The sequence below is a fragment of the Cupriavidus pauculus genome, assembly GCF_002858765.1.
In the GTDB taxonomy this organism is placed as follows: domain Bacteria; phylum Pseudomonadota; class Gammaproteobacteria; order Burkholderiales; family Burkholderiaceae; genus Cupriavidus; species Cupriavidus pauculus_B.
This window is the reverse complement of the sequence record NZ_PJRP01000024.1, coordinates 35560-60747: the sequence shown is the minus strand read 5'-3', so window position 1 is coordinate 60747 and position 25188 is coordinate 35560. Positions and strand designations below refer to the sequence as shown.

The window sequence follows — 25188 nt, the reverse complement described above, 5'->3', positions numbered from 1 at the left end:
CGATGAGTTCGCAACTCTCCACGCCGGCGGCGTCGCCGCACGATCATCCACCGGGTGGGCTGCGCGGCCTGGTCGCCGACTGGTCTTCGGACCAGCGTGCGTTCAAGGTGTCGTGGGGCAAGGCGATGATGTGGATCTTCCTGCTGTCCGACACCTTCGTCTTCAGCTGTTTCCTGACCGGCTACATGACCGTGCGGATCGCCACCACGGTGCCCTGGCCGAACGTGGCCGAACTCTTCGGCATGAACATTGGCGGCCGCCAAGTGCCCATGCTGCTGATCGCGATCATGACGTTTACGCTGATCACCAGCAGCGGCACGATGGCCATGGCGGTGAACTGCGCTTATCGGCGCGACCGCATGAACTGCGCCAAGCTGATGTTCGTGACGGCGTGGCTGGGCGAGGTCTTTGTCTGCATGCAGGCGTTTGAATGGACCAAGCTCATCGTTCTGGAAGGGGTACGGCCATGGGGCAACCCGCATGGCGCTGCGCAATTCGGCTCCGTGTTCTTCATGATTACGGGATTCCACGGCTTTCACGTGACGTGTGGCGTGATCTACCTGCTTGTGATCGCCAGCAAGGTGCTACGTGGCCATTACGACGTCAGCGGCAACTACCAGCCCGTGGAGATCGCCGGCCTGTACTGGCACTTCGTGGATCTGGTCTGGGTCTTCATCTTCGCGCTGTTCTACCTGTGGTGAGGCGCATCATGGCATCGACACCAACCCAAGCGGCACCGCACGGCGAGCCGGCCCAGGAGCACGGCGGGCAGTCGCACTCGATCAAGCTGTACCTGAAGGTGTGGCTGCTACTGTTCGTGCTGTCCACAATGTCGTACATGGTGGACTACTTCAACCTGTCGGGGTACCTGCGCTGGTTCCTCCTTCTGCTGTTCATGGTGCTCAAGGCCGGGCTGATCATTGCCGTGTTCATGCACATGGCATGGGAACGGATGGCCCTGATCTGTGCGATCCTGCTGCCGCCGCTGTGCCTGCTGGTGCTGGTATGGCTCATGGCGGCGGAAGCGGATTACACTTTCCTGACCCGCGGCGTGTTCTTCCGTTAGCGTCCCCAGGCTGGCGGCGGACGCCGCGACGTTTCCACCACGGACCTCGCTTATGCACGCCGTCACCGAAAGCATCCTGCTCTACAACCATGGCCGTGATCCAGACCGGCTGACCCTCAAGCTTGCCGCCATCGCGGCCGAACCGTTCGCTTTCTTTCGGGGTACCAACCATCTCTACGCGGCGTCGCTGCGGGGTGAGATCGGGCTCGATGCGCCCCACACCTATGTCTGCGGCGACCTGCACGTAGAGAATTTCGGGTCGTTCAAGGGCGACAACGGGCTGGTGTATTTCGATCTGAACGATTTCGACGATGCGCTGGTGGCGCCATTCACCGTGGACGCCGTGCGCATGTTGTCGAGCGTGCTGGTGGCCGCGCATCAATACAAGCTGTCCGAAGCGGACGCCCGCGTGGCCTGCGCCAACATGCTGGGCGAATACACAAACACCCTGCGCCACGGCAAGCCGCGCTGGATTGAACGCGCGACCGCAACCGGGCTGGTGGCCACGCTGCTGCGGCAGGTGAAGCGCCGCCGGCGCGGGGCGCTGCTGGCGGCGCGCACCACGCTGCGCGGCGGACGCCGGCGACTTAACCTTGACCGGAAGGCGCTGCGTGCCGATGGCGATGAGCGCGAGCGCGCCGCGCATATCCTGGCCATCTACTCGCAGCAGGAGCATCACGGCCATCGCTTTGTCGGTGAAGATGCCGCGCGCCGGGTGGCCGGCGTGGGCAGTCTTGGGCTGGAGCGCTACGTGGTGCTGGCCCACGACATGCAATTGCCCACATCGCGACGGCTGGTCGACATCAAGCGCGCGGCACCCAGCGCCTGGCTGGATTTGCAGCGGCATCAGCCGCACTGGAGCAGCGACGCCCAGCGCGTGGTCACGACCCAGCAGATCATGCAGGCGGCCTCGCCGGCGCTGCTGTCATATGTCTCGCTGGGCAGGCGCGAGTCGTTTGTCGTCAAGAGCCTGCAGCCGACCACCGATCGCGTGGACCTGGTGCATTGCCGTAACAAGGCGGCGTTGCTCGATGTGCTGGCCACCATGGCGCGTGCGGCTGCCTGGGCACATCTGCGAGGCTGCGGCCATCAAGCAGCGGACCGAATCGAGAAACTGCAGGACTACGCGGCGGGCGGGCGCTGGCAGTCGATGGCGCTACGGCTGGCCCGGCATGGGCGCGATGTCTCGCTGGCGCAGTGGAAGACCTATGCGGAGGACTACAGGAAGGCGAAGGGCGGGAAATAGATGGCCGGAAGCGCGGCTGAGCGGCAGGGCTGCAGAACGACAAGGCGGGAGGGGGGAGCCCCTCTCCCAGCAGGCGGGAAAGGGGCGGCAAGCAACGCTTAGACCTGCGTAATAAACTTGGTCACCAGGTAGCCGTCGAAGGTTTCCTGGCCGCCTTCACTGCCGATGCCGGAGTCCTTGATGCCGCCGAACGGCGTTTCGGACAGCGCCATGCCGAAATGGTTGATATTGACCATGCCGGCTTCCAGGCCGTTCGAGACTTGGTGGGCCGTCTTCAGCGAGTTCGTGAACACGTACGAGGCCAGGCCGAACGGCAGGCTGTTGGCGCGGCGCAGCACTTCCTCGGTGTCCTTGAAGCGCGTCACCGGCGCCACCGGCCCAAACGGCTCGTCGACCATCAGCTTGGCGTCGTCGGGCAGGTCGGTCACCACGGTCGGGGCAAAGAAGAAGCCCTTGTCACCGATGCGCGAGCCACCGGCCACGATCTTGCCGCCGCGATGGTTGGCGTCGTCCAGGAACTGTTCCATCGATGCGATGCGGCGCTCGTGGGCCAGCGGGCCCATCTGCGTACCGTCGTCCAGGCCGTTGCCGACCTTGATTGAGCCGATCACCTCGGTGAAGCGCGCCAGGAAGCGGTCGTACGCCTTTTCCTGGACGTAGAAGCGCGTCGGCGACACGCACACCTGGCCGGCGTTGCGCAGCTTGAAGCGGGCCAGCATCTCGGCGGCCGGCTCGATGTCGGCGTCATCGAACACCAGTACCGGCGAATGGCCGCCCAGTTCCATCGTCACGCGCTTCATATGGGCGCCGGCCATCGCGGCCAGCTGCTTGCCCACCGGCACCGAACCCGTGAACGAGATCTTGCGAACGATCGGCGATTCGATCAGGTAAGTGGACACCTCGCTCGGAACGCCCCAGACGATGTTCAGCACGCCCGGGGGCAGGCCTGCATCGTGGAACAGGCGTGCCAGCGCCACCACGGCACTGGGCGAATCCTCGGGTCCCTTCAGGATCAGCGTGCAACCGGCGCCGATAGCCGCCACGATCTTGCGGATGGCCTGGTTGAACGGGAAATTCCAGGGCGTGAACGCGGCACAGACGCCAATCGGCTCGCGCACCACGATCTGGCGCACGTTGGGGTTGCGCGGGGGGATGACCCGGCCGTAGATCCGGCGACATTCCTCGGCGTGCCATTCGGCGTGCTCGGCGCAGATCGTGACTTCCGCCACGGCTTCGGCCAGCGGCTTGCCCTGGTCCAGCGTGATATCGCGGCCGATTTCCTTCGCGCGCGTGCGGGTCAGTTCTGCTACGCGGCGCAGGATGGCCGAGCGCTCCAACGGCGAGGTCTTCTTCCACGTTTCGAAAGCGCGCTGTGCGGCGGCCAGCGCGCGGTCCAGGTCGGCCTTGCTGGCATGCGGCAGCTTGCCGAGCAATTCCTGGGTGGCCGGGTTGATGACGTCCTGCTCGCGCCGGTCGCCTCCCTTGACGAATTCTCCATCGATGTAGAGGGCGAGATCCTGGTACACCATGCGTGTCTCCTGAGCAGGTTGGGACGGCGCGCCGGCCGGCGGCCGCGAACGATCGGTCGGAAAAACGCAAGCTTAACGCGTCGCGACGGAACGCGCACAGAGATCATTGTTGGTCGATAATCGCCCCTTGTATGTCAGCGGGGCACCGGTGGCTCGGTGCCGGGCCGCGATCTAGACTGACTCGTCCAATCCGTCGCGCCTGGCAAATTCATGCTGCAGTGCGGCAAAACAGATTTCCCTATGAAGCCCGATGCCAGACTGACCACCGGCCCGATCGGCCGCACGCTGCTGATGTTCTCGCTGCCCGTGCTGGGCAGCAACATCCTGCAGTCGCTCAATGCCTCGATCAACTCGGTCTGGGTGGGCCGCTACCTGGGCGAGGCGGCTCTGACTGCCACATCGAACGCCAACATCATCCTGTTCTTCCTGCTGGGGGTGGTGTTCGGCATCAGCATGGCCAACACGATCATGATCGGGCAGGCCATCGGCGCGCGCGACATCGACGAGGCGCGCCGAGTGGTGGGCACCAGCACCACGTTCTTCGTGGGACTCTCGGTGCTGGCTTCGGCGTTCGGTTTCGCTTTCACGCCGCAGATCCTGGCGGCGATGCAGACGCCACACGATGCCGCGCCGCTGGCCATCATTTACCTGCGCATCATCTTTGTCGCGCTGCCGTTCATGTACTTCTACAACTTCGTGATGATGACGCTGCGCGGCGCCGGCGATTCGCGCACGCCGTTCTATTTCATGCTGTTGTCGGCCGTCCTCGACGTCGTCCTGAATCCGGTGCTGATCTTCGGCGTGGGGCCGCTGCCTGCGCTGGGCATCGCCGGCTCGGCCCTGGCCACACTGATCGCGCAGCTGACCAGTCTGTTGGCGATGATCGTGCTGCTCTACCGGCGCCGACACTTCCTGCTGCTGCACCGGACCCAGTTGGCCCTGCTGAAGCCCGACATGGGCATCATGCGGGCACTGGTCGCCAAGGGCCTGCCGATGGGGCTGCAAATGGTGGTGATCTCGTCGTCGGCCATCGTGATGATGTCGATGGTCAATGGCTACGGCTCGCAGACGACAGCCGCCTATGGCGTGGCGTCGCAACTGTGGACCTACGTGCAGATGCCGGCGCTGGCCGTGGGCGCAAGCGTGTCGTCGATGGTGGCGCAGAACGTCGGGGCCGGGCTGTGGGCGCGTGTGTCGCGCATCACCCAGGTGGGCCTGCTATTCAACGTGCTGATGACCGGGGCGCTCGTGGCCCTGGTCTACGTGTTCAATCGCCATTCGCTTGGCCTCTTCCTTGGCACTGATGGCGTGGCAATCGAGATCGCCCAGCACATCAACAGCATCGTGCTCTGGTCATTCATTCTGTTCGGCTTCACGATCGTGGTGTTTGGCACGGTGCGGGCAACCGGCGCGGTGATGGCGCCGCTGGTCATCCTGTTCATCTCGATGTGGGTGATCCGCCTGCCGTTCGCATGGGGGCTCAGCGACCGCATCGGCGCCGAATCGATCTGGTGGAGCTTTCCGCTGGGGTCCGTGGTGTCGGTGGTGCTGGCCTTCCTGTATTACCGCTTCGGCAACTGGAAACGCAGCCATATCCTGCCCGCCGCGCCTCACCCGGAAGCGGTGGGTCAAGCACCCGATACCAGCATGGGATGCCCGTGCGAGGACGTCGATGCGGGTGCGGAAGCAGTTCGCTGAACAAAAAGACCCATGCACACATACATCAAGCGGTCTGCATGACAACACATATGATCTCTGCACTTCGGCTCCCAGCCTGGCTGTAAGCAAGTCGAAAGCTGCGCGACGCCCCATGCGCCGCGTAGCCGCCTCAGCAAGCAATCATTCCTTTCATTCTTCTTACTGCCACGCCTTTCATTTGCCTTGCATCGCTGTCCACGATGCAAGGCAAATACATCATGTCGTGATGTAATGCAATAAGTTGGCTGCTGACGAGGGGATCGGTGAATACCCTAAACCCCAGACAAATGAAAGGCGGCTGAAAGTTCCCATTTTTATCGTTCGTCCCATCGCGTCGAACGTGCTTGCATTCGCGCGTTCGTAGCGTGGGGTGCCAGAGCCGGCGATCCACGCGCACCGCTTTCACAACTTTGAGGAGAATCGTTTTGCGCATACGCAGCCAAAAGGACTTTGCCTCCGGCCTGATGTTCGTTCTGGTCGGCCTGAGCTTTTCCTTCGTCGCGCGCGGCTATTCCATGGGAACAGCCGCCAAGATGGGTCCCGGATATTTTCCGTTCCTGCTCGGCCTCGTGCTTGCACTGCTGGGCGCGGTCGTGACGATCGGCGCCCTGTCGTCCAAGGGCGAGCAAGACCAGCTGGCCCGCTGGGACCTGAAGATCCTGTTGTGGATCCTGGGTTCGGTGGTGCTGTTCGGCCTGCTGCTCAAGCCGCTCGGCATGGTGCTGTCGGTGTTTGTGCTGGTGATCATCTCGTCGATGGCCAGCCACGAGTTCAGCTGGAAGGGCGCGCTGCTCAACAGCGTCGTGCTCGTGCTGATCAGCATGGGCGCGTTCGTGTACGGCATCAACCTGCAGATGCCGGTGTGGCCTGCCTTCATCACCGGTTAAGGAGTCGCCCCAAATGGAATTGTTTGAACACCTTGCCTTGGGCTTCTCCACGGCACTGACCCTGCAGAACCTGGCGTATGCGTTCCTTGGCTGCGTGCTCGGTACGCTGATCGGCGTGCTGCCGGGCCTGGGCCCGCTGGCGACCATCGCGATGCTGCTGCCCGTGACCTACACGCTGCCCCCGGTGGCCGCGCTGATCATGCTGGCCGGTATCTACTACGGCGCCCAGTACGGTGGTTCCACCACCGCCATCCTGGTGAACCTGCCTGGCGAATCGTCGTCTGTGGTTACGACCATCGACGGCTACCAGATGGCACGTCGGGGCCGAGCCGGTGTGGCACTGGCTACCGCTGGCCTGGGTTCGTTCTTCGCCGGTTGCGTGGCCACGCTGATCCTGGCGGCCTTCGCAACGCCGCTGTCGGAACTGGCGTTCAAGTTCGGCCCTGCCGAGTACTTCTCGCTGATGGTGCTGGGTCTGATCGGTGCCGTGGTGCTGGCTTCGGGCTCGCTGCCCAAGGCCGTGGCAATGATCGTGCTGGGCCTGCTAATGGGCCTGATCGGTACCGACGTGAACTCGGGCGCCGCACGTTTCTCGTTCGACGTGCCTGAGCTGACCGACGGCATTGACTTCGTGGCACTGGCCATGGGTATGTTCGGTTTCGCGGAAATCATCGCGAACCTGGAACAGAAGGAAGCCCGTGAGACGTTCACGAACAAGGTGACGAACCTGTTCCCGACCAAGGAAGACTTCAAGCGCATGGCACCTGCCGTGCTGCGCGGCACGATGCTGGGTTCGGCACTGGGTATCCTGCCGGGCGGTGGCGCTGCGCTGGCTTCGTTTGCAGCCTACTCGCTGGAAAAGAAGACCTCGAAGTACGCACATGAGTTCGGCAAGGGCGCCATCGAAGGCGTGGCAGGTCCGGAATCGGCGAACAACGCCGCGGCACAGACCTCTTTCATCCCGCTGCTGACGCTGGGTATTCCGCCCAACGCCGTGATGGCGCTGATGGTGGGCGCGATGACGATCCACAACATCCAGCCGGGCCCGCAGGTGATGACCAGCAACCCGTCGCTGTTCTGGGGCCTGATCGCCTCGATGTGGATCGGCAACCTGATGCTCATCATCCTGAACCTGCCGATGATTGGCATCTGGGTGAAGCTGCTGACCGTGCCGTACCGCTTCCTGTACCCGGCCATCCTGACGTTCTGCTGCATCGGCGTGTACTCGGTCAACAATCAGACGTTCGACGTGTTCATGGCGGCTGCCTTCGGTGTGATCGGCTACCTGTTCCTGAAGCTCAAGTGCGAACCCGCACCGCTGCTGCTGGGCTTCGTGCTGGGACCGATGATGGAAGAGAACTTCCGCCGTACGCTGCTGCTGTCGCGTGGCGAGTTCACGGTGTTCTTCACCCGTCCGCTGTCGCTGGGCCTGCTGATTGCCGCAGCCGCGCTGGTGGCAGTGGTGGCGCTGCCGTCGATCAAGGCGAAGCGCGAAGAAGCGTTCCAGGAAGAATAACGCTCCGTGGCGTTCCTGAACCACCGCGCCGCCCCGGCGGCGCGAAACTAGCAAGCTTCCGGGGTGCCATTGCGTGCACCCCGTTTTTTTAGCCATACATGACGATGAGGGCCTGGCTGCAACAGCAGTCTCGGGCTGCGCAAGATGATTAGACTTACCGCACCTTTGGCTGCGTCACCTGCGCCTATGAAAACGCCTTCGCTCGACCGGATCGTTTCGCGGCTGTACATCCTCAAGCTGGTACAGGCCAGCCCATCGACGGTGTTCAGCCTGATGGAGCGCCTGCGCGACCGTGGCATCGACAAGAACATCCGGGCGCTGCGCCCGATCCTGCGCAGCCTGATGATGGCGCGTGCCATCACCGCCGAACTGGTGGAGGGCAATGGGCGCGTCTACACGATTACCGACCAGGGACGCGCGGAGCTCGACGCCTACCTTTCGCATCTCGACGTGCTGAAAGACAAGGTCGGATGAGGCGGCCGCTTTCCCGCAGGTCCCACGCATAAAGAAAAGCCCCGTGCGCAAGGGCATCGGGGCTTGATCCGCAAGCCAGATGTTACTGCGACACCAGCTCCTGCGCGGTCGCATTGCTGGTATTGCTTTGTGCCACCAGCACCTTGATCTTGTTTGGCACCACCGCACCGAAGCCGTCGGCCGGAATCGTGGTGATCAGCCAGTCGGCATTCTTGCTGATGCTCAGTGCACCCGAGTCGAAGATTACGTTCTTGGTGCCCGCTGTGGTGATGCGCAGGCGGTAGGTGCCGCCATCCACATATTGCGAGTCCTGTCCCGATGCCGGCACCGCGGCCTTGTACGCCACTGCAGCCATGTTCGGTGACACCGAGTTCAGGTCGACGGCCGGAGTGGTCAGGTACACGTCAATGCTCTGCGCATTGATGGACGCATTGAAGGTCCGCACGCGGGCCGAGGTATCCAGCAGACCCTTGCCATACGGATCATCGATCTGCGCCACGTTCGCAGCGGTGGTGCCGGGCAACGCAATCACGGTGTACTTGTGGCCGGTATGGGCATCCACCGTTGTGGAGCCGATCTGCGTTGATGTGCCCGTGAGATTGAACGCAAAGAGATTGTTGCCGGTGGATACGTCGAAGTAGCCGGAGACGGTCTTGTACGGGATGTTCGTCAGCGATGTCAGTGCGCCGTTCTGCAGTACGTCGACATTGGGGCCGGCCGTGACCGCATGGATCACGCGCACCGACGGCTTGCTGATGCCGATGCGGTCATCGATGCCGTCGTCGCCGCCGCCGCAGGCCGCGAGCACCGCAGTGGTTGCCAGCGCGAGTCCCAGAATGATTCTTTTCCTGAATTGCGTCATGTTTCACCTCTTGTCGTTGGAAGATCAGGGCGCGGCGGGTCAGCCGCGTGCGGCAATCGTTGATGCGGTTTGTGGCTGGCAGCCTTGTTGCCTTGTGTCATTCGCGCTTGCCTTGCTGCAACGATAGGCATCGGGGAATGGGGCAGGCAGACGCAGGGCGCTGAAATCACTGTCGGAGAAATCTCACAATTTCGTTGCAAAGCTGCCATGTGCGCGTACGTTTCAGACATGTAATTCGTGCAATCCACGCAGCACGGGGGGCGGTGCTGGATGCCTGCAGCGCGGAGTGAATGCGGCGGCCTCCGCGCTGCAGACGATCCTGTAAAAATGACCCAATGTCGCCGCGATTCTTCTGAACGAACGCGCGGGAGGCAGGTCCAATAGCCCCGTTCCAACTCTGCACGCCGGCAGTTTGAGGGGGCTGCGACGCGAGAGTGCGTTGCCCTCCTCGTCGTCCCCCATGACTGAAGTTCGCAATGTCGAGCAGGAAGTTGCCCGATATCACACCCGCATCCGCGGCGCCGCCGCATTCGTCTGCCTTTGTTTTGGATTGCTGTTCGCCCGGTTTACGTGGCTCCAGTGGCATGACCACGACCGGTATTTCGCCAAGGCGGAGGACAATCGCGTCTCGCTGGTCCCGATCGCTCCCGAGCGCGGTGTCATCACCGATCGGAACGGAGTCGTTCTCGCCAGAAATTATTCGGCGTTCTCGCTCGAAATCACGCCCTCAAAGCTGACGGATTCGCTCGACCACACCATTGCAGCCGTTTCCGCGCTGGTTGATATCGAGCCACGGGACCGCAGGCGGTTCGCGCACTTGCTCGAGGACTCTCGCAGTTTCGAAAGCGTGCCGATCCGTGCCCACCTGACGGACGAGGAAATTGCACGCTTCTCGGCGCAGCAGTACCGCTTCCCGGGCGTGGAGATTCATGCGCGGTCCTATCGGAAATATCCGTTGGGGGCAGTAGCCGCACACGCCATCGGATACATCGGGCGCGTGTCGAAGCGGGACGAGGACAGGCTCGAAGCGATCTCGGCGGAGAACGGTGATGGCAGCTCGCCATATGATCCGCGCAAGGACGCATCGAACTACAAGGGCACGGATTTCATCGGCAAGACGGGCGTCGAGCAGAGCTACGAGACAGCGTTGCACGGCCTGACCGGCTACGAGGAGGTGGAGGTCTCGGCGTCCGGACGGCCGGTCCGGACGCTGGCCACCAAGCCGGCCAGTCGCGGAGAGAACCTGGTCATGTCGCTCGATATCCAGCTGCAGGAACTCGCCGAGGCGCTGTTTGCCGGGCATCGTGGCGCCCTGGTCGCCATCGAACCGTCGACTGAGACGTTCTCGCGTTCGTGTCAGCACCAGGCTTCGATCCGAACCTCTTTGTCGAGGGCATCGACCCGACTGCGTGGGACGAGTTGAACAACTCCCCCGACAAACCGCTACTCGACCGTCCCTTGCATGGCACCTATCCGCCCGGATCGACCTACAAGCCTTTCATGGCACTGGCTGCCCTTGCGTTGCACAAGCGTACGCCGTCGTGGGGATTCCAGGACCCGGGTCACTTCACGCTCGGCAATCACACCTTCCGTGACGACAATCCCAACGGGCATGGCTGGATCGACATGCAGGCGTCGATCGTGCATTCGTGTGACACGTACTACTACATGCTGGCCAATGACCTCGGTGTCGATGCCATCCACGATTTCATGAAGCCGTTCGGATTTGGCCAGTTGACGGGCATCGACATCAACGGCGAAAGCCGGGGAATCCTGCCGTCCACCGCATGGAAGCGCAGCGCATACCGGAAGGCGTCGCTGCAGAAGTGGTACGACGGGGAAACCATCTCCCTGGGTATCGGTCAGGGGTACAACAGCTTCACGATCCTCCAGCTGGCGAACGCCGAGGCCATTCTGGCGAACGATGGCGTGGCGATGCAGCCGCATCTGGTGAAGGCCATGGAGGACCCTGTCACGAATCGGCGCACGGCTGTCGTATCGGGCCAGAGCTATCGCATCCCGCTGCGCCAGGCCGATATCGATGTGGTCAAGCGGGCCATGGTTGCCGTGACGCATAGCGGTACAGCAGCGAAGGTCTTCGCAGGCGCGCAATACGAATCTGGCGGCAAGACCGGTACGGCGCAGACGTTTTCGCTACAACGCAACCAGAAGTACGTAAGCCATGCCGTGGCCGAGGCGAAGCGGGACCATGCGCTATATACGGCGTTCGCGCCTGCCGATCATCCCACGATCGCGCTGGCGCTGATCGTTGAGAATGGCGGTTGGGGTGGAGAGGCTGCGGCGCCCATAGTGAGGAAGCTTCTCGATTTCTATCTCATGGGGCAGTGGCCAAAGGACCTAGCAGAACCGCCCGTGGAAATGCAGGCCCGCGCGCCAGGCAAGGACGATGCCGCCGCCCGCGTAACACAGGCAGGCGTTCCTGCAGGCGGAACGGAGCGCAGTGAGGGCGGTGATGATGACGTCCAGCCCGTACCGACGACAACGTTGGAAGACCGGGTGCGCGATACGCTGCGAAGGCGACCCGGGACGCCATCGCAGAAGCAGACGCCCGAGAGCAAGCCCGTGGACTTGCCCCACAGGCTAATGACCGAGCAATCCGGGGTGCCCGCCAGCGCGCACGTTGCCAGACCTGCGGTTTGAATCACCGGCTTGTAAGGCGTGCCGGTATCGGTAAATCGGCACGCCCTGCGCGGTTGCACGCGAGCTAGGTCGTACCGCCAACGTTGGTCCAGTACGGATCGCGGCCGTAGTACTGATGGACGGCAGCAGCCCACTGCGGGTCGGCCATGCGCGGCCAGCTTTCCTTGTTGAAACCCGGCGCATTCTTGATGCGGTCGGATGTCAGGCCCAGGCGGAAGCATTTCGCGTCGGTGTCCATGACCAACGCGCCCCATGGGATAGCGTGCAGCGTGTCGCCCATGCCGAGAAAGCCGCCGGTGGTCAGCACCGCGTAGGCCACGCGGCCGCTCTGCATGTCGATCATGATCTCCTTGATCTCGCCAACGCGTTCGCCGTCGGATGCGTAGACCTTCGTGTCGTCGAGGCTCGATGCGGCCATGACTTCGGGGCCGGGGCCGTCGCCGACGCCAGAGCCGACGATGCCCGCGCCCTGGGTGGATGAGAGGGGGGATGCCATTGCAGTCTCCTGTGTGTGTGCAATCGGAGTCCGCAGTGGCGCAACAAGCGTGCCCATGGCCTGCTCACACACGATCCTGGCTGGGGTTGTTTTCCGAATGCCGGCTGGTGGCATGTCCACCCTTGCCGCCCACATGGGAAGCGGACGGGTTTGACTTTGGCGGGGACTGCTTGGGCATGGCGACGGCCTCCTCTTGCGCACGATGACGGAAATGGAGCCGTTCGTGCCGCAGAATGCGTGCCATGCCCGCAGGCGGGCTGGGAGCCTACACCATCACCACCTGATTGCGGCCGTTGCGCTTCGCCTGGTACAGGCCCGTATCGGCCGCTTCGACCAGCCGGCTGAAGTTGCCGTCGGTGCCTGGCACGATTACCGCGCCACCGATGCTGACAGTGACGAAGCCGCTGGTGGGCGATCCGCTGTGCGGGATGCGCAGCATCTCGATCGCGCGGCGCACTTTCTCGGCCAGCAGGCGCGCGCCGCCGGGCGACGTGGCCGGCAGGATCATCGAGAACTCTTCGCCGCCGAAGCGCGCGGGCAGGTCAGCCGGCCGCGCGCAGTTCTCTCGGATCACGGTGGCCACGCGCCGCAGCACTTCGTCGCCGGCCACATGGCCGTAAGTGTCGTTGTAGGCCTTGAAGGCATCGACGTCGATCATCAGCAGTGCCAGTTGCGTCTGCTCGCGCTGCGCGCGCTTCCATTCGGCACCGAGGTATTCGTCGAAATAGCGCCGGTTGGACAGGCTGGTCAGTCCGTCGGAATTGGTCAGGCGCTGCAGCTCCAGATTGGTCTCCAGCAACTGCTGCTGGCTTTGGCGCAGCGCCCGGTAGGCCTCGTCGCGCTGCAGCAGGTTCAGGTACGAGCGCGAGTGATAGCGGATGCGGGCCACCAACTCGATCGTGTCGGGCAGTTTGACCAGGTAGTCGTTGGCGCCCGCGGCAAACGCCGCGCTCTTCATCGTGGGCTCTTCCTTGGTGGACAGCACGATGATCGGAATGTCGCGCGTGCCGGCGTTATCGCGATAGCGGCGCACCAGGGTCAGGCCATCGGTGCCGGGCATGACCAGGTCCTGCAGGATCACGGTGGGCTGCGTGCGCTCGGCCACGGCCACCGCTTCCTCGGGATTGGCGCAATAGTGGAAGTCGATATCGGTCTCGCCAGCCAGCGCGCGGCGGATCGCTTCGCCGATGATGGCCTGGTCGTCGACCAGCAGCACCATCGCCAGGTATTCGTTCCCGGAGGCCGACGGATCGGCCGGATTGCCAAGTCTAGGCATCTTCACTTACCCCTTGTTTCTTGTTGTTGTCTCCTGACCGCCGAAGGCTCGCACCAGCCGGGGCGCGATACGTGGAAGCGGCAGGATCTCGCTGGCTGCGCCCAGCGTGGCGGCGGCCTTTGGCATGCCATAGACGGCGCTGGTGGCCTGGTCCTGCGCGATGGTCAGGAACCCACGCTCGCGCATGGCCTTCAGGCCTTGGGCGCCGTCGCGGCCCATGCCCGTGAGCAGCACGCCCACGGCATCGCCACGCCAGTGCTCCACCACGCTTTCGAAGAACACGTCGATCGATGGACGGTACAGGTAGTCGCCCGGTTCGGGCGTGTAGGCCATACGCGTGCCGGCAAGCAGCCGCAGATGATCGTTGGTGCCGGCCAGCAGCACGGTGCCTGCCTTTGGCGTTTCTCCGGCGCACGCGATGCGCACCGGCAGCGGGCTTTGCGCGTCGAGCCATTCGGCCATGCCCTGTGCAAAGGCCTCGTCCACGTGCTGCACGGCCACCACTGCCGCGCCGAAATCGGCGGGCAATGCGCCCAGCAGTGCGGCCAGCGCAGCGGGGCCGCCGGCCGATGCGCCAATCGCCACCAGCCGTGGCGCGGCAGGCGCCGATGAGGCGGCGGCCAGCTTGTGCGGCGCTTGTGCGCGGCCTGCCAGCAACCGGCCGACATTGCGGATCTTGCGCAGCAGCGGGCCGGTAGCCAGCATGGCGTCGGAGGCTGTCAGCGTCGGCGTATCGACGGCGTCGATCGCGCCATGCCCCATAGCATCGAACACCTGGTTGGCGTTGCGGCCCAGGTCCATCGTGACCACCACGATCGCGCACGGCGTGGCGGCCATGATGCGGCGCGTGGCCTCCACGCCGTCCACCACCGGCATGAGCAGGTCCATCAGGATCAGGTCGGGCGTCTGCCTTGCGGCCATCTGTACGCCCTGTTCGCCGTCGCCGGCGACCCAGATGATGTCGAGCGAGTCGTCGAGCGCCAGCGCGCGCCGCAGTGCGGCGACAGCCAGTGCCGAGTCGTTGACGATGCCGATCTTCATGTGCGTGCCTCGCCGATCAGGTCCCGCACGGCATCGAGCAGTGCGGTGTCATGGAAACTGCCCTTGGCCAGATAGTAGTCCGCGCCGGCCTGCATGCCGCGCTCGCGGTCCTGCTCGCGGTCCTTGTACGACACGATCATCACCGGCAGTTGCGTCAGACGCGCATCACCGCGGATGCGCGTCACCAATTCGATGCCGTCCAGGCGCGGCATGTCGACATCGGTAATGACGAGGTCGAACGCCTCGGCGCGCAGTACGTTCCATCCGTCCATCCCGTCGACGGCCACACTCACCTCGTAGCCGCGCCCGGCCAGCAGCTTGCGCTCCAGCTCCCGCACGGTCAGTGAGTCGTCGACCACCAGCACGCGCTTGCGGCGCACGGCGGCAACTTCGGCACCCCCATGGCGCACGCGTTCGATGCGGCCTTCGGAGACGAGCTTTTCCACCGAACGCAGCATGTCCTCGACATCGAAGATCAGCACCGGCGTGCCGTCGTCGGTCAGGCTGCCGGCGGCGATGTCCTTGATCTTGCCCAGCGCCTGCGCCAGCGGCTGCACCACCAGCATGCGCTCGCCCAGCAGGCGGTCCACGGCGATGCCGTAGACGCGCTCCTGTTCGCCGATCACCACCACGGGCGTGGTGTCGCCTTCGCGTGGCTGTTCCGGGCGCTGCAGGATCTGGGCGGCGCTGACCAGCCCCACCGGGCGGCCCTCGTGCCGGAAGTGCTGGTGCTGCTCCGTCTGCTCGATGGCGTCGCGGGGCACGGCCACGGCGCGATGCACGAGCCCGAGCGGAAAAGCATAGGCCTCGCCAGAGATCTCCACCAGCAGCCCACGCACAACGGAGAGCGTGAGCGGCAGTTCCAGATGGAAGTGCAGGCCGCTGCCTTGTTGCTGCGACAGCTTCAGGCTGCCGCGCACGGCGCGAACCATATCTTGCACGGCGTCCAGCCCGACGCCCCGGCCCGACACTTCGGACACGGTCTCGCGTAGGCTAAAGCCGGGCAGGAGCAGGAATTCGAGCATCTCGGCTTGCGACAGCCGCGCGGCGGTCTCGGCCTGGGCCAGGCCACGGCGCACGATGGCCGCGCGCAATGCATCGAGGTCCACGCCCGCGCCATCGTCGAAGATTTCGATCATCAGCCGGCCCGCGTTATGCCGCGCCATGAGCGTGATGCGGCCTTCCTCGGGCTTGCCGGCGGCGCGGCGTACATCGGGAGGCTCGATGCCGTGATCCACCGCATTGCGCAGCAGGTGGGCCAGCGGCGCGTCGAGCTGCTCCAGGATGTCGCGGTCGACCTGCGTCTGCTCGCCCGACAGCACCAGATGGACGTGCTTGCCCAGCGCGCGGCCCAGGTCGCGCACCATGCGCGAGAAGCCCGTCATGCCATCCGACAGCGGCCGCATGCGGCACGACAGCGCCGTGTCGTAGATCCGGCGCGACAGGCGGCTGGCGCGATGATCGTACTGGTCGAACTCGTCAACGCGCTGCGACAACTGGCCGTGGCCGTCCTCCAGCAACTGGCGCACCTCGGCTAGCGCGGCGCGCATGCGCGGCACCGAGCCCTCGGGGGTGTTCAGCAACGCTTGCACACCGTCGATGGCCTGCAGCGCGCGCATCTGCTGGCGGCGCGCCTGCTGCATGGCACCGCCGAACGGCCGCAGCCAGTGCGATTCGACCATGGCCTCGCCGGCCATCGCCAGCAGGCGATCCAGGCGGTCTGCGCTGACACGCAGCATGCGCTCCTGTGCGTCGCCGCCGAAAGCGGGTTCGAGTGCAGGTTCTTGAGGTGTCGCACGATTCGGCTCGGTAACCGGCTCGGCGTCGCGCTCGACTGTGGGGTCCTCCGTCAACGGGGCAGGCGCGAATGCGGTCTCGGCGGGCGGCAGCGCATCGTCGCCGTCAAGCAACCGACTCATCCTGGCGATCCAGGCGTCGATTTCTGCCCGGCCGTCGAGTTCGGGCCAGTTGAGGTTGCCGCCCGGCGGATGACCGATGCGCTGGAGCAGGTCGGTGCCTTGCAGCAGGGCATCGATATGGACGGGCGCCAGCACGATGCCGCCGCGCTGGGCCGCGACCAGGCAGTCTTCCATGACATGGGCCACGCGCACGCCGCCATCGAGCCCGACGATTCGTGCCGCGCCCTTGAGCGAGTGGGCGGCACGCATGCAGGCCTCAAGCTGGGAGGCGGTCGTGGGATCTCGTTCCAGCGCCAGCAGGCCGGCATTCAGTACCTCGGCCTGCGCGTCGGCTTCGAGCGCGAACAGCTCCAGCATCGACGCATCGCGCAATTGTTCGGGATTCATGCCAGGCTCCGCGACAGTGCCTGACGCAGCAGGTCGGCATCGAGCAGCCCCACACTATGGCTGGCGTGTTCGAACAGCGCTTGTGTATATCGGGACGACGCTCGCGTTAACGTGGCGGGCAGCGGCAGCAGCGCATGGTGCGGCACGTGCTCGACCCCCGCCACCTCGGCCACCGGCAGGGCAATGGCATTGCGGCCCTGGCCCAGGATCAGGCAGCGCGTGGTCTGCTGGCCAGCGCCTTCCGGGGCGCCGAACAGCAGCGCCAGAGACACGCAGGTCAGCAGCACGCCGCGTACCGCGGCCACGCCGATCAGCGCCGCGTGGCGCCGGTGCGGCAGCGAATGTACCGGCACCGGGGCGGTGATCTCGCCAAGCGCGGCCGTGGGCAGCGCCAGCCATTCGTCGCCAACGCGGAAGATCAGCAGCGACTGGCCGGCGGCGCGATCAAGGCCCACATCCCCGGCGGCGTTGTCGATGGTGCTGTCCCACAGGCTGCCGGTCGATAGCGAATCGAGCACCGTCACGGCGGCCTGCGCATAGACCGGGCAGTTGCGGCAGCGCAGGCAATCCTTCAGCTTCGGGCAGGAACGGTCGCCGCCGGTGCCGATGCGGCGCCAGCAGTCGTCGACGGTGCCGGCGGTCAGGCCGGGCAACGTGGTGGAGGCGTGTTGGACGATGGAATCAGCCATGGCTCAGTCGGGCATGACGCTGGGCGCGCTCGCGCAGCCGGTGGGCGCCGGAAGTATCGCCTTCGCCGTCGAGCAGGGCGGCCAGGTGATAGAGCGCTTCCTCATGGCCCGGGTCAAGGTACACCGCCTTGCGGTAGGCGGCGTGGGCGTCGGCGATGCGGCCGGCCGCATCGTGCAGCACGCCCAGCAGGCACCAGCCGTCGGGCGACGATCCATGGCCGGTCAGGTAATGCTGGCACGCGGCCGTGGCGGCATCGAGTTCGCCCCGGTCGGCCATGGCCGAAATGGCTGCCAGCTCAGTATTCGCCGCAGCGGCGGACACAGCGCCGGCCGATGGCCGCAGCGGGCGTGGCGCCAGCATGGCGGTCGACGCTGCCGTGCGGCGCGCGGGGGTGGGGTGCATGGTGGTTGGGGCGCTTGAAGTGGGCCGCCATGCCGGTGCCGGCGATGACGATGCGGGCGCCATTGGCGCCGTCGTCGCCGGTACGCGGGCCTGCGCCGGATGAAACGCGAACGCCAGCGGTACCCCGGCACCGTTCAACCCTTCGCGGGTCAGCAGGCTGGCTTCGGCCGGCCCCACGAAGATCAGCCCGTTCCCGGCGGTCAGGCGCCGCAGGGTCTGCACCACCTGCTGCTGCGTGGCCGGATCGAAATAGATCAGCAGGTTGCGGCAGAACACGAAGTCATAGGGTGGCTCACTGGCCAGCAGGCCGGGCGACATCAGGTTGCCCTGCAGCAGCCGCACCTGCGCGCGGACCTTTTCCGACAACTGGTAGCCGGTGGGGGCCTGTGCGAAGTAGCGGTCGCGGAAATCGAGCGGTACGCCGCGGAAGGCGTTGCCGCCGTACAGGCCGGCGCGGGCGCGTTCCAGTGCCCGGGCGCTGACATCGACCGCATCCACGCGGAAACGATTGGCCGGCAGTCCCGCATCGAACAGCGCCATGGCGATCGAATACGGTTCCTCGCCAGTCGAGCACGGCAGGCTGAGCACGCGCAGCAGACGCTCGCCCTCGCCGAACGCGCGGTGCGCGGCAAAGCGTCCCAGTGCCAGCAACGCTTCTCGATGGCGGAAGAACCAGGTCTCGGGTACCACCACGGCTTCGATCAGCGTCTGCAGTTCATCGGGCACCGCGTGCAGCAGGTTCCAGTAGGCGGCCGGGTCCCGGGCGCCCACTGCCAGGCGGCGCTCCTCGACCGCGCGCGCAATCACGGCGGGCCCGATTGCGGCGGCGTCCAGCCCGATGCGCTCCTTGAGAAGGGCTTCGATCTGAGTAGGAGGATGAGGCAGATCCATCATGCGGGGTTTGCCTCCGGAAATAGCAGGTTGTGTACCGCGTCGGGCAGCAGATTGGCCACGTGGACCCATTGCACGAGCCCCCGGGCGTCTTGGCGCACGGGGCCCAGATAGCGCGCCGGGCCCGGATCGATGCCGCTGTCGACAAACGACTCCGGGGCGCAGCGCAGGATATCGGTAGCATATTCCAGCCGCAGCCCCAGCAGGTGCGTGGCCGCCTCGCCCGCGCCGGGACGCCGGTAATGGACCAGCACGGTGCGCGTGCTGGTGCGCCCCCCGGCTTGCACGCCGGTGGCCAGCGCGGTGACGTCGATCACGGGCACGGTCTGCCCGCGCCGCGTCATCAGTCCGCTGACCCATGCGGGCGCGCCGGGAATCTGCTTGGTGGCCGTCAGCGGCAAGACCTCGGCCACCTCGGCGCTATCCAGCGCGTAGTAGTCGGAGCCGATGCGAAACAGCAGGAAGAGCGCCATGGGCACGCGCGGCGGGGCCGCTCAGACCTTGAAACGCGACACGCCGCTGCGCAGCTCGTTGGCCACCAGCGTCAGTTCGTCGATGGCCTGGCTCGACTGGCGCAGCGACTCCACGGTCTGCTGGGCGGCTTCGGACAGCTGCATCAGCGCCTGGTTAATCTGTTCGGCGCCGCCGGCCTGGGCCTGCATGCCTTCGTTGACCATCTGCACGCGCGGGGCCAGCGACTGCACCTGGCCAATGATCTGCGATAGCTGGTCGCCCACCTGCGTCACCTCGGACATGCCGCGCCGCACTTCCTCCGAGAACTTGTCCATGCCCATCACGCCGGCCGACACGGCGGACTGGATCTCGCGCACGATCTGCTCGATGTCGTAGGTGGCCACGGCGGTCTGGTCCGCCAGGCGGCGGATTTCGGTGGCCACCACCGAGAAGCCCCGGCCATATTCGCCGGCCTTCTCGGCCTCGATCGCGGCGTTGAGCGACAGCAGGTTGGTCTGGTCGGCCACCCGGGCGATGGTGGTCACCACCTGGTTGATATTGCCGGCCTTCTCGTTGAGCGTGGCCAGCCGGGCGTTGACCGACCCGGCGGCGTCCATCACATGGTGCATCGTGGCTTCCATGCGCGAAAGTCCTCCCTGGCCAGTGCCGGCTAGGCCGGCGGTCTGTTCGGCCGCGTGCGAGACCTCGTTCATGGTGCGGACCAGGTCGCGCGAGGTGGCTGCGATCTCGCGCGACGTGGCGCCGATCTGTGTGGTGGTGGCGGCTGTTTCGGTGGCGGTGGCCTGCTGCTGGCGGGCCGTGGCGGCAATCTCGTTGACCGAGGTCGTGACCTGGATGGCGGAGCGTTGGGCCTGTCCGACCAGCGAGGTCAGCTCGCCGGCCATCTGGTTGAAGCCCGCCTCCACGGCGTGGAATTCGTCGCGGCGGTTCAGCGTCATGCGCTGGCGCAGGTCGCCGCCGCGCATGGTACCCAACAGCGACACGATCGAGCGCATCGGGCCGTTGATCGCACGCAGCAGCAGGAAGCCGCAGACCAGCGCGGCCAACACGGCAATGGCTAGCGCCACCTCGATGCTGGTCTTGGCGGCGCTTACCGAATCGATGATGCCGGCGGCGGCGCGGTCATTGACGGCGGCGTTGTCGTCCACCAGATCCTGCAGCGCCTTGCGGCCGTCGGCCCAGAGGTCATGGGCGCTGTTGCGCAGGGCGGCTTCGGCGGTGGCGGTATCGCGCCAGCGCGTGGGGTCAAGGTAGGGCTGGGCAGCCTGCCCGTATCTTGCGCGAACATCGAGGAACGCCTTGAAACGGATGCGATCGTCTTCGCGCTGGATCGAGTCGGCATACTGTTTCTGCAGCTTGTCCAGCCGGTGCGTGGCGTCCTCGGTCTGGGCTAGCAGCCTGGCACGCTGGGCCGGGTCGGATGCCGTCACGGTCTGCCAGGCCAGTACGTAGATCTCGCCCCAGACACCGCGCATGCCGGCGCTGTAGTTCAGGCCGGGCAGCGCATCGGTGCGCATGACCGTGGTTTCATGCTCGATGGCGGACAGGCGGTTGTAGGCTGCCACGCTCATCAGGGTCATGACCAGCAGGATGAAGGTGAAGCTTGCCAGGATGCGCGTGCGGATGGTCCAGTGGTTCACGGTCGATAGAGTCTCTCGTTGGGCGGACGGACGCGGTCGGCGGGACTGGCGGGGACCGTCTGCCAGGGCCCACACTCGAATAGGGGGTATCCCTCGAACGGGTGGTAGGCGTTTGCGGCGTAGGGTACTGTAACGTCCGGGCCAATTCAACGGTCGACGGTATCCCGCCAGCCAGCGCCGTTGCGCGGCCGCGGCGCCAATTTGTAGCCCTTGCTTTTTTCAAAGTTTTCGTCACACTTGCCAGATAGCTTGAGCGGGGAAAATGTTCATCACAACTGATAGGGCAGGGATGGTGGCCAAGTCGGAGGCACAGGTGACTGGCGCCTTGCCGCCGGCGGATCTCGATCCGCTGACCGGCGTGGTCGTCCGCCAGGCATTCTTGAAGCGGGTCGAAGCGCGTCTGCTTGGCGAGACGACGCCTCGCTTTGCCTTGTTGCTGGTGGGCGTCGACGATTTCCGCGCGTTCAACGACATGCATGGCCACATGGAGGGGGATGCGATCCTTCAGCACGTGGCCCGCCGCCTGCGCGACGCCTCGCCGCGCGATGCCGTGGTCGGCCGGGTGGGCGGCGACGAGTTCGGCGTGCTGCTGACCTCCATTTCCGACCCCACATTGGTGCGCCACGTCAGCGCGGCCATCCTGTCGATGCTGTCGGCCCCCTATGAACTGAACGGCAACCGCCACCATGTGCTGGCCAGCCTGGGCGCCTGCGTGATGCCGGCGGGTGGCGACTCCACGGCCGACGTGCTGGCGGCAGCCAGTCTGGCGCTGGCCCGGGCCAAGCACGACGGCGGCCGCACCATCCGCTTCTTCAAGCCGCAGATGCGCACCGATGTGACGACGCGCCTGTCGCTCGTCCAGGCCCTGCGCGAAGCCTACGCCCAACGCCAGTTTGAATTGCTCTACCAGCCGCAGGTGGATTTGCGCGACGGCCGCGTGGTGGGCGCCGAGGCGCTGATGCGCTGGCGCCATCCCACGCTGGGCCTGCTGACCCCGGCGGCGTTCATCGACGCCCTGGCCGCCAGCAGCGTGGCCGCCGACGTGGGCATGTGGCTGCTGCACACGGCCTGCGCGCAGGCGCGGGCGTGGTCGCTGACCTTTCCCGACGCGCCGCGCGTGGCCATCAACCTGTTTGCCGCCCAACTGGCCGAAAGCCGGCTGCTGACCGAGGTGCGCCACGTGTTGCGCGCGCTGGAGCTGCCGCCGGACCGGCTGGAGATCGAGATTACCGAGACAATCGCGCTGCAGCAGGGCGATGAGGTGTCAGACCAGCTCCAGGCGTTGCGCCGCGATGGCGTGACGCTGACCTGCGACGATTTCGGCACCGGCTATGCATCGCTGAGCTTCCTGAAGTCGTTCCCGGTGGACCGGCTCAAGATCGACCAGTCCTTCATCCGCAACGTCACACAAGACAGTGTGGACGCCGCCATCGTGCGCTCGGTGATCAACGTTGGCCAGAGCCTGCGCATCGGCGTGGTGGCCGAGGGCGTGGAGACACCTGAGCAGCGCGACTTCCTGCTGGGCAACGGGTGCATCGAGGCCCAGGGCTACCTGTACGGCAGGCCGATGCCGGCCGACCGCCTGACCGACTTCCTGCGGAATCAGCCGCGCTGAGCGGCGGGGCGGAACCTTTGGCCGAAAACTGCCGCTGAACCCCGGCGCCGCGTTGTCAATGCTGCACTGCGGCATTGGCGGCCAACATGCCGCCATGGCGCGTTGATCGCCGCCCATATTCCCCTCATCTGCAAGACTTGTATCCGCCTTTGTCCTGCATGCCCCCGTAGGCGGGCCAGGAAATATGTGCTTACAAAGTCCGGTACACAGCCCGTTCGCTCCGCCGTTATCCGATATACGGTGGCAGCGGGTGCATGCCGCCAAGGTCGCCGGCACGGCCCACCGGAATCAGGTAATCGATCATGCTATCCCGTCATCGCTTCACGCGCGTGCCAGCCGTCATCGGTCTGGCCGCCGCCCTTTGTGTCCAGGTGAACGCCCGGGCACAGGACTACAACCCGGGCGCCCCAGGCATGCCTCCGGGCTATATCCAGCAGGATCCCGCCGATGCCAACGTGCTGGGCGATCCGTCCGCGATGGCAGCGGACCCGTCGTCGCGCATCGCCACCGTCACCGAGATGGCCGGCGGCCTCAGTTTCGCGCCAGCCGGCTCCGACGAATGGGCGGCCGTGGGGCTGAACCGGCCGATCACGACCGGCGACCGACTCTGGGTCGACCCGGGCGGCCGCGCCGAACTGCACGCCGGCGCCACGGCGGTGCGGCTGGGCGGCGGCACCGCCGCGACGATCCTGAACCTTGACGACCGCGCCACCCAGGTAAAGCTGACCCAGGGCACGCTGCAACTCCGGGTGCGCGCGCTGCCGGCCGACCAGCAGGTGGAAGTCGATACGCCGAACCTGGCATTCGTGCCGCGCGAGCCCGGCGACTACCGCATCGATGTATCGCCCGACGGCACCTCCACGCTGGTGACGATGCGCCATGGCAGTGCCGTGCTGTATGGCGATACCCGGTCGATCGAACTGGGTCGCGGGCAGCGCATGCGGTTCGCGGGCACCGACCTGGCCGACGCAGGTCCGGGCAACTATCCGCCGCCCGACGGCTTCGACCAGTGGACCGCGGCCCGCGATGCGCGCGAGGATGCCTCGCCGTCCGCGCGCTATGTCCCGCCCGATATGACCGGCTACACCGCGCTGGACGACTACGGCGACTGGCAGCAGGACCCCGGCTATGGCGCTGTGTGGTTCCCGCGCGAGGTAACGTCGGGCTGGGCGCCGTACAGCACAGGCCACTGGGCCTGGGTGGCGCCGTGGGGCTGGACCTGGATCGACGACGCGCCATGGGGCTTTGCGCCGTCGCACTACGGGCGCTGGGCCTACTTTGGCAGCCGCTGGGGCTGGGTGCCGGGGCCGGTGGCGGTGCGTCCGTGCTATGCGCCGGCCGTGGTCGGCTTTGTCGGCGGCACCAGTATCCGCATCGGGGGCGGCCCAGGCGTGGCCTGGTATCCGCTGGGACCGCGCGACGTCTACCGGCCCGTGTACCGGGCTAGTCCGCGCTATGTCACGCGCATCAACAATTTCCCGGTCAACAACACGTGGATGCGCGGCGGCGACCGTGACCGCTGGGTGAACCGCAATGTGCCGGGCGCGATCACGGGCATGCCGTCGCGCAATTTCGTAGAAGGCCGCCCCGTACCGCGTGGCAGCCATCGCGAGGAATGGCGCCAGCTGCCAGTGGGCGAGGCGCGCGGCGGCCCGATCATGGCGCCGGTGAAGTCAAGCCTGATCGGCGGCGCGCGGCCGCAGGGCGTACCGCCGATGGCGCGACAGGGATTCGAGCGCCAGGCTATCGCCGCCCATCAGCCCGGGCGCGTCGGCGTCGACGACCTGGCCCGCCGCTTTGCGCGCGAGGGCGGCACCGGTGGCGCCGGGCCGGCCTGGCACGGGCCAACGCCCGGCGTGGACAACCGCCGTCAGGGCCAGCCAGGCCGGGACGACGCGCGGCGCGGCCCGCAGCCCGGTCAAGGCTGGCAGCCGGACGTACGCATGAGCCAGGCGGCGCAGGCCGGCCGGGGGCCGGGGCAGCGGCCCGATGGGCTGCGCAGCGGGGTGTCCGATGCCCAGCGCCAGCAGTTCGAGCAGCAGCGTGATCAGCAGCGCCAGTTGCACGACCAGCAACGGCAAATGCAAGATCAGCAGCGGCTGTCCACGGATAACCAGCGGCAGCAACAGCAGGCGCTGCAGCGGCAGACGCAGGATCAGCAGCGCCAGATGCAGGACCAGCAGCGGCAATCGCAGGACGCGCAGCGTCGCCAGCAGTTCGAGCAACAGCGCATGACGCAGGACCAGCAACGCCAGCTCGACGAGCAGCGCCGCGACGCCATGGGCCGCCAACAGTTCGATCAGCAGCGTGCACAGCAGGAGCGCCAGCAGCAGGACGTCCAGCGCCAGGCGCAGGATCGCCAGCGGCAGTTCGATCAGCAGCGTGCACAGCAGGAGCGCCAGCAGCAGGACGTCCAGC

At 65.9% G+C, this 25188-nt stretch carries 19 protein-coding genes and 1 pseudogene; 10 read left to right on the top strand and 10 right to left on the bottom strand.

Translation table 11 applies throughout. The features are described 5' to 3' along the window. The first annotated feature begins 2 nt into the window (after window positions 1-2). The 3 genes from CYJ10_RS31195 to CYJ10_RS31185 are packed head-to-tail and all read left to right on the top strand — an operon-like array spanning window position 3 to window position 2312. Complete coding sequence (locus CYJ10_RS31195; RefSeq protein WP_101685309.1) at window positions 3-701, top strand: heme-copper oxidase subunit III family protein; 699 nt, start codon at window positions 3-5, stop codon at window positions 699-701. Between the two features lie 8 nt (window positions 702-709). Beyond that, entirely contained in the window at window positions 710-1066 is a 357-nt protein-coding gene (locus tag CYJ10_RS31190) for a cytochrome C oxidase subunit IV family protein (protein ID WP_101685308.1), read from the top strand. A gap of 52 nt (window positions 1067-1118) precedes the next feature. Continuing rightward, window positions 1119-2312 (top strand): DUF2252 family protein, encoded by a 1194-nt coding sequence (locus CYJ10_RS31185; RefSeq protein WP_101685307.1) that lies wholly within the window; start codon window positions 1119-1121, stop codon window positions 2310-2312. Between the two features lie 98 nt (window positions 2313-2410). On the opposite strand, the gene CYJ10_RS31180 is transcribed toward CYJ10_RS31185, so the two are convergent. Then, window positions 2411-3838 carry an NAD-dependent succinate-semialdehyde dehydrogenase gene (locus CYJ10_RS31180; protein WP_101685334.1) on the bottom strand — a complete coding sequence of 476 codons (1428 nt, stop codon included), beginning with the start codon at window positions 3836-3838 and terminating at the stop codon, window positions 2411-2413. Between the two features lie 243 nt (window positions 3839-4081). On the opposite strand from CYJ10_RS31180, the gene CYJ10_RS31175 reads away from it, so the two are divergent. From CYJ10_RS31175 to CYJ10_RS31160, 4 genes are all read left to right on the top strand, one after another. Further along, on the top strand, window positions 4082-5539 hold the full coding sequence (locus CYJ10_RS31175; protein WP_101685306.1) for an MATE family efflux transporter: 1458 nt from the start codon (window positions 4082-4084) through the stop codon (window positions 5537-5539). 425 nt (window positions 5540-5964) lie between these two features. After that, window positions 5965-6426, top strand: coding sequence for a tripartite tricarboxylate transporter TctB family protein (locus CYJ10_RS31170; RefSeq protein WP_101685305.1), 462 nt, complete (start codon window positions 5965-5967; stop codon window positions 6424-6426). 13 nt (window positions 6427-6439) lie between these two features. Then, window positions 6440-7942 carry a tripartite tricarboxylate transporter permease gene (locus CYJ10_RS31165; RefSeq protein WP_101685304.1) on the top strand — a complete coding sequence of 501 codons (1503 nt, stop codon included), beginning with the start codon at window positions 6440-6442 and terminating at the stop codon, window positions 7940-7942. Between the two features lie 186 nt (window positions 7943-8128). Beyond that, window positions 8129-8416: a helix-turn-helix transcriptional regulator gene (locus tag CYJ10_RS31160; RefSeq protein ID WP_101685303.1), complete on the top strand. Its 288-nt coding sequence runs from the start codon at window positions 8129-8131 to the stop codon at window positions 8414-8416. Window positions 8417-8498: 82 nt separating this feature from the next. On the opposite strand, the gene CYJ10_RS31155 is transcribed toward CYJ10_RS31160, so the two are convergent. Then, the gene (locus CYJ10_RS31155) at window positions 8499-9278 is read right to left on the bottom strand and encodes a DUF4397 domain-containing protein (RefSeq protein ID WP_101685302.1); all 780 of its coding nucleotides are present in this window, start codon (window positions 9276-9278) and stop codon (window positions 8499-8501) included. Window positions 9279-9738: 460 nt separating this feature from the next. Between CYJ10_RS31155 and mrdA the strand changes: the two are divergent. Further along, window positions 9739-11939 (top strand): annotated as a pseudogene (gene mrdA / locus CYJ10_RS31150) (penicillin-binding protein 2). Between the two features lie 64 nt (window positions 11940-12003). Here mrdA and CYJ10_RS31145 read toward each other — a convergent pair. From CYJ10_RS31145 to CYJ10_RS31110, 8 genes are all read right to left on the bottom strand, one after another. Beyond that, a complete protein-coding gene (locus CYJ10_RS31145; RefSeq protein WP_101685301.1) occupies window positions 12004-12435 on the bottom strand; it encodes a PRC-barrel domain-containing protein in 432 nt (143 codons plus the stop codon). A 265-nt stretch (window positions 12436-12700) separates the two neighbouring features. Beyond that, window positions 12701-13711 carry a response regulator gene (locus CYJ10_RS31140; protein WP_101685333.1) on the bottom strand — a complete coding sequence of 337 codons (1011 nt, stop codon included), beginning with the start codon at window positions 13709-13711 and terminating at the stop codon, window positions 12701-12703. Between the two features lie 6 nt (window positions 13712-13717). After that, window positions 13718-14752 carry a chemotaxis response regulator protein-glutamate methylesterase gene (locus CYJ10_RS31135; protein ID WP_101685300.1) on the bottom strand — a complete coding sequence of 345 codons (1035 nt, stop codon included), beginning with the start codon at window positions 14750-14752 and terminating at the stop codon, window positions 13718-13720. Then, on the bottom strand, window positions 14749-17058 hold the full coding sequence (locus tag CYJ10_RS31130; RefSeq protein ID WP_101685299.1) for a hybrid sensor histidine kinase/response regulator: 2310 nt from the start codon (window positions 17056-17058) through the stop codon (window positions 14749-14751). The genes CYJ10_RS31135 and CYJ10_RS31130 overlap by 4 nt, the downstream gene beginning before the upstream one ends. Then, window positions 17055-17747 (bottom strand): chemotaxis protein CheW, encoded by a 693-nt coding sequence (locus CYJ10_RS31125; protein ID WP_101685298.1) that lies wholly within the window; start codon window positions 17745-17747, stop codon window positions 17055-17057. The genes CYJ10_RS31130 and CYJ10_RS31125 overlap by 4 nt, the downstream gene beginning before the upstream one ends. After that, complete coding sequence (locus tag CYJ10_RS31120; protein WP_101685297.1) at window positions 17740-19044, bottom strand: CheR family methyltransferase; 1305 nt, start codon at window positions 19042-19044, stop codon at window positions 17740-17742. The genes CYJ10_RS31125 and CYJ10_RS31120 overlap by 8 nt, the downstream gene beginning before the upstream one ends. Next, window positions 19041-19514 carry a chemotaxis protein CheW gene (locus CYJ10_RS31115; protein ID WP_101685296.1) on the bottom strand — a complete coding sequence of 158 codons (474 nt, stop codon included), beginning with the start codon at window positions 19512-19514 and terminating at the stop codon, window positions 19041-19043. The genes CYJ10_RS31120 and CYJ10_RS31115 overlap by 4 nt, the downstream gene beginning before the upstream one ends. Before the next feature lie 21 nt (window positions 19515-19535). Continuing rightward, the gene (locus tag CYJ10_RS31110; protein WP_101685295.1) at window positions 19536-21155 is read right to left on the bottom strand and encodes a methyl-accepting chemotaxis protein; all 1620 of its coding nucleotides are present in this window, start codon (window positions 21153-21155) and stop codon (window positions 19536-19538) included. Between the two features lie 289 nt (window positions 21156-21444). On the opposite strand from CYJ10_RS31110, the gene CYJ10_RS31105 reads away from it, so the two are divergent. After that, complete coding sequence (locus CYJ10_RS31105; protein ID WP_101685294.1) at window positions 21445-22770, top strand: putative bifunctional diguanylate cyclase/phosphodiesterase; 1326 nt, start codon at window positions 21445-21447, stop codon at window positions 22768-22770. Window positions 22771-23072: 302 nt separating this feature from the next. Next, on the top strand, window positions 23073-25188 hold a 2116-nt coding region (locus CYJ10_RS34490; protein ID WP_101685332.1), incomplete at its 3' end, for a DUF6600 domain-containing protein.

Bases quoted from the DNA above. Each gene is read 5' to 3' on its own strand.
- CYJ10_RS31105 (WP_101685294.1), top strand. From the start codon at position 21,445: ATGGTGGCCAAGTCGGAGGCACAGGTGACTGGCGCCTTGCCGCCGGCG.
- CYJ10_RS31125 (WP_101685298.1), bottom strand. From the start codon at position 17,747: ATGGCTGATTCCATCGTCCAACACGCCTCCACCACGTTGCCCGGCCTG.
- CYJ10_RS31130 (WP_101685299.1), bottom strand. From the start codon at position 17,058: ATGAATCCCGAACAATTGCGCGATGCGTCGATGCTGGAGCTGTTCGCG.
- CYJ10_RS31175 (WP_101685306.1), top strand. From the start codon at position 4,082: ATGAAGCCCGATGCCAGACTGACCACCGGCCCGATCGGCCGCACGCTG.
- CYJ10_RS31145 (WP_101685301.1), bottom strand. From the start codon at position 12,435: ATGGCATCCCCCCTCTCATCCACCCAGGGCGCGGGCATCGTCGGCTCT.
- CYJ10_RS31195 (WP_101685309.1), top strand. From the start codon at position 3: ATGAGTTCGCAACTCTCCACGCCGGCGGCGTCGCCGCACGATCATCCA.
- CYJ10_RS31155 (WP_101685302.1), bottom strand. From the start codon at position 9,278: ATGACGCAATTCAGGAAAAGAATCATTCTGGGACTCGCGCTGGCAACC.
- CYJ10_RS31165 (WP_101685304.1), top strand. From the start codon at position 6,440: ATGGAATTGTTTGAACACCTTGCCTTGGGCTTCTCCACGGCACTGACC.
- CYJ10_RS31115 (WP_101685296.1), bottom strand. From the start codon at position 19,514: ATGGCGCTCTTCCTGCTGTTTCGCATCGGCTCCGACTACTACGCGCTG.
- CYJ10_RS31160 (WP_101685303.1), top strand. From the start codon at position 8,129: ATGAAAACGCCTTCGCTCGACCGGATCGTTTCGCGGCTGTACATCCTC.
- CYJ10_RS31140 (WP_101685333.1), bottom strand. From the start codon at position 13,711: ATGCCTAGACTTGGCAATCCGGCCGATCCGTCGGCCTCCGGGAACGAA.
- CYJ10_RS31135 (WP_101685300.1), bottom strand. From the start codon at position 14,752: ATGAAGATCGGCATCGTCAACGACTCGGCACTGGCTGTCGCCGCACTG.
- CYJ10_RS31120 (WP_101685297.1), bottom strand. From the start codon at position 19,044: ATGATGGATCTGCCTCATCCTCCTACTCAGATCGAAGCCCTTCTCAAG.
- CYJ10_RS31190 (WP_101685308.1), top strand. From the start codon at position 710: ATGGCATCGACACCAACCCAAGCGGCACCGCACGGCGAGCCGGCCCAG.
- CYJ10_RS31185 (WP_101685307.1), top strand. From the start codon at position 1,119: ATGCACGCCGTCACCGAAAGCATCCTGCTCTACAACCATGGCCGTGAT.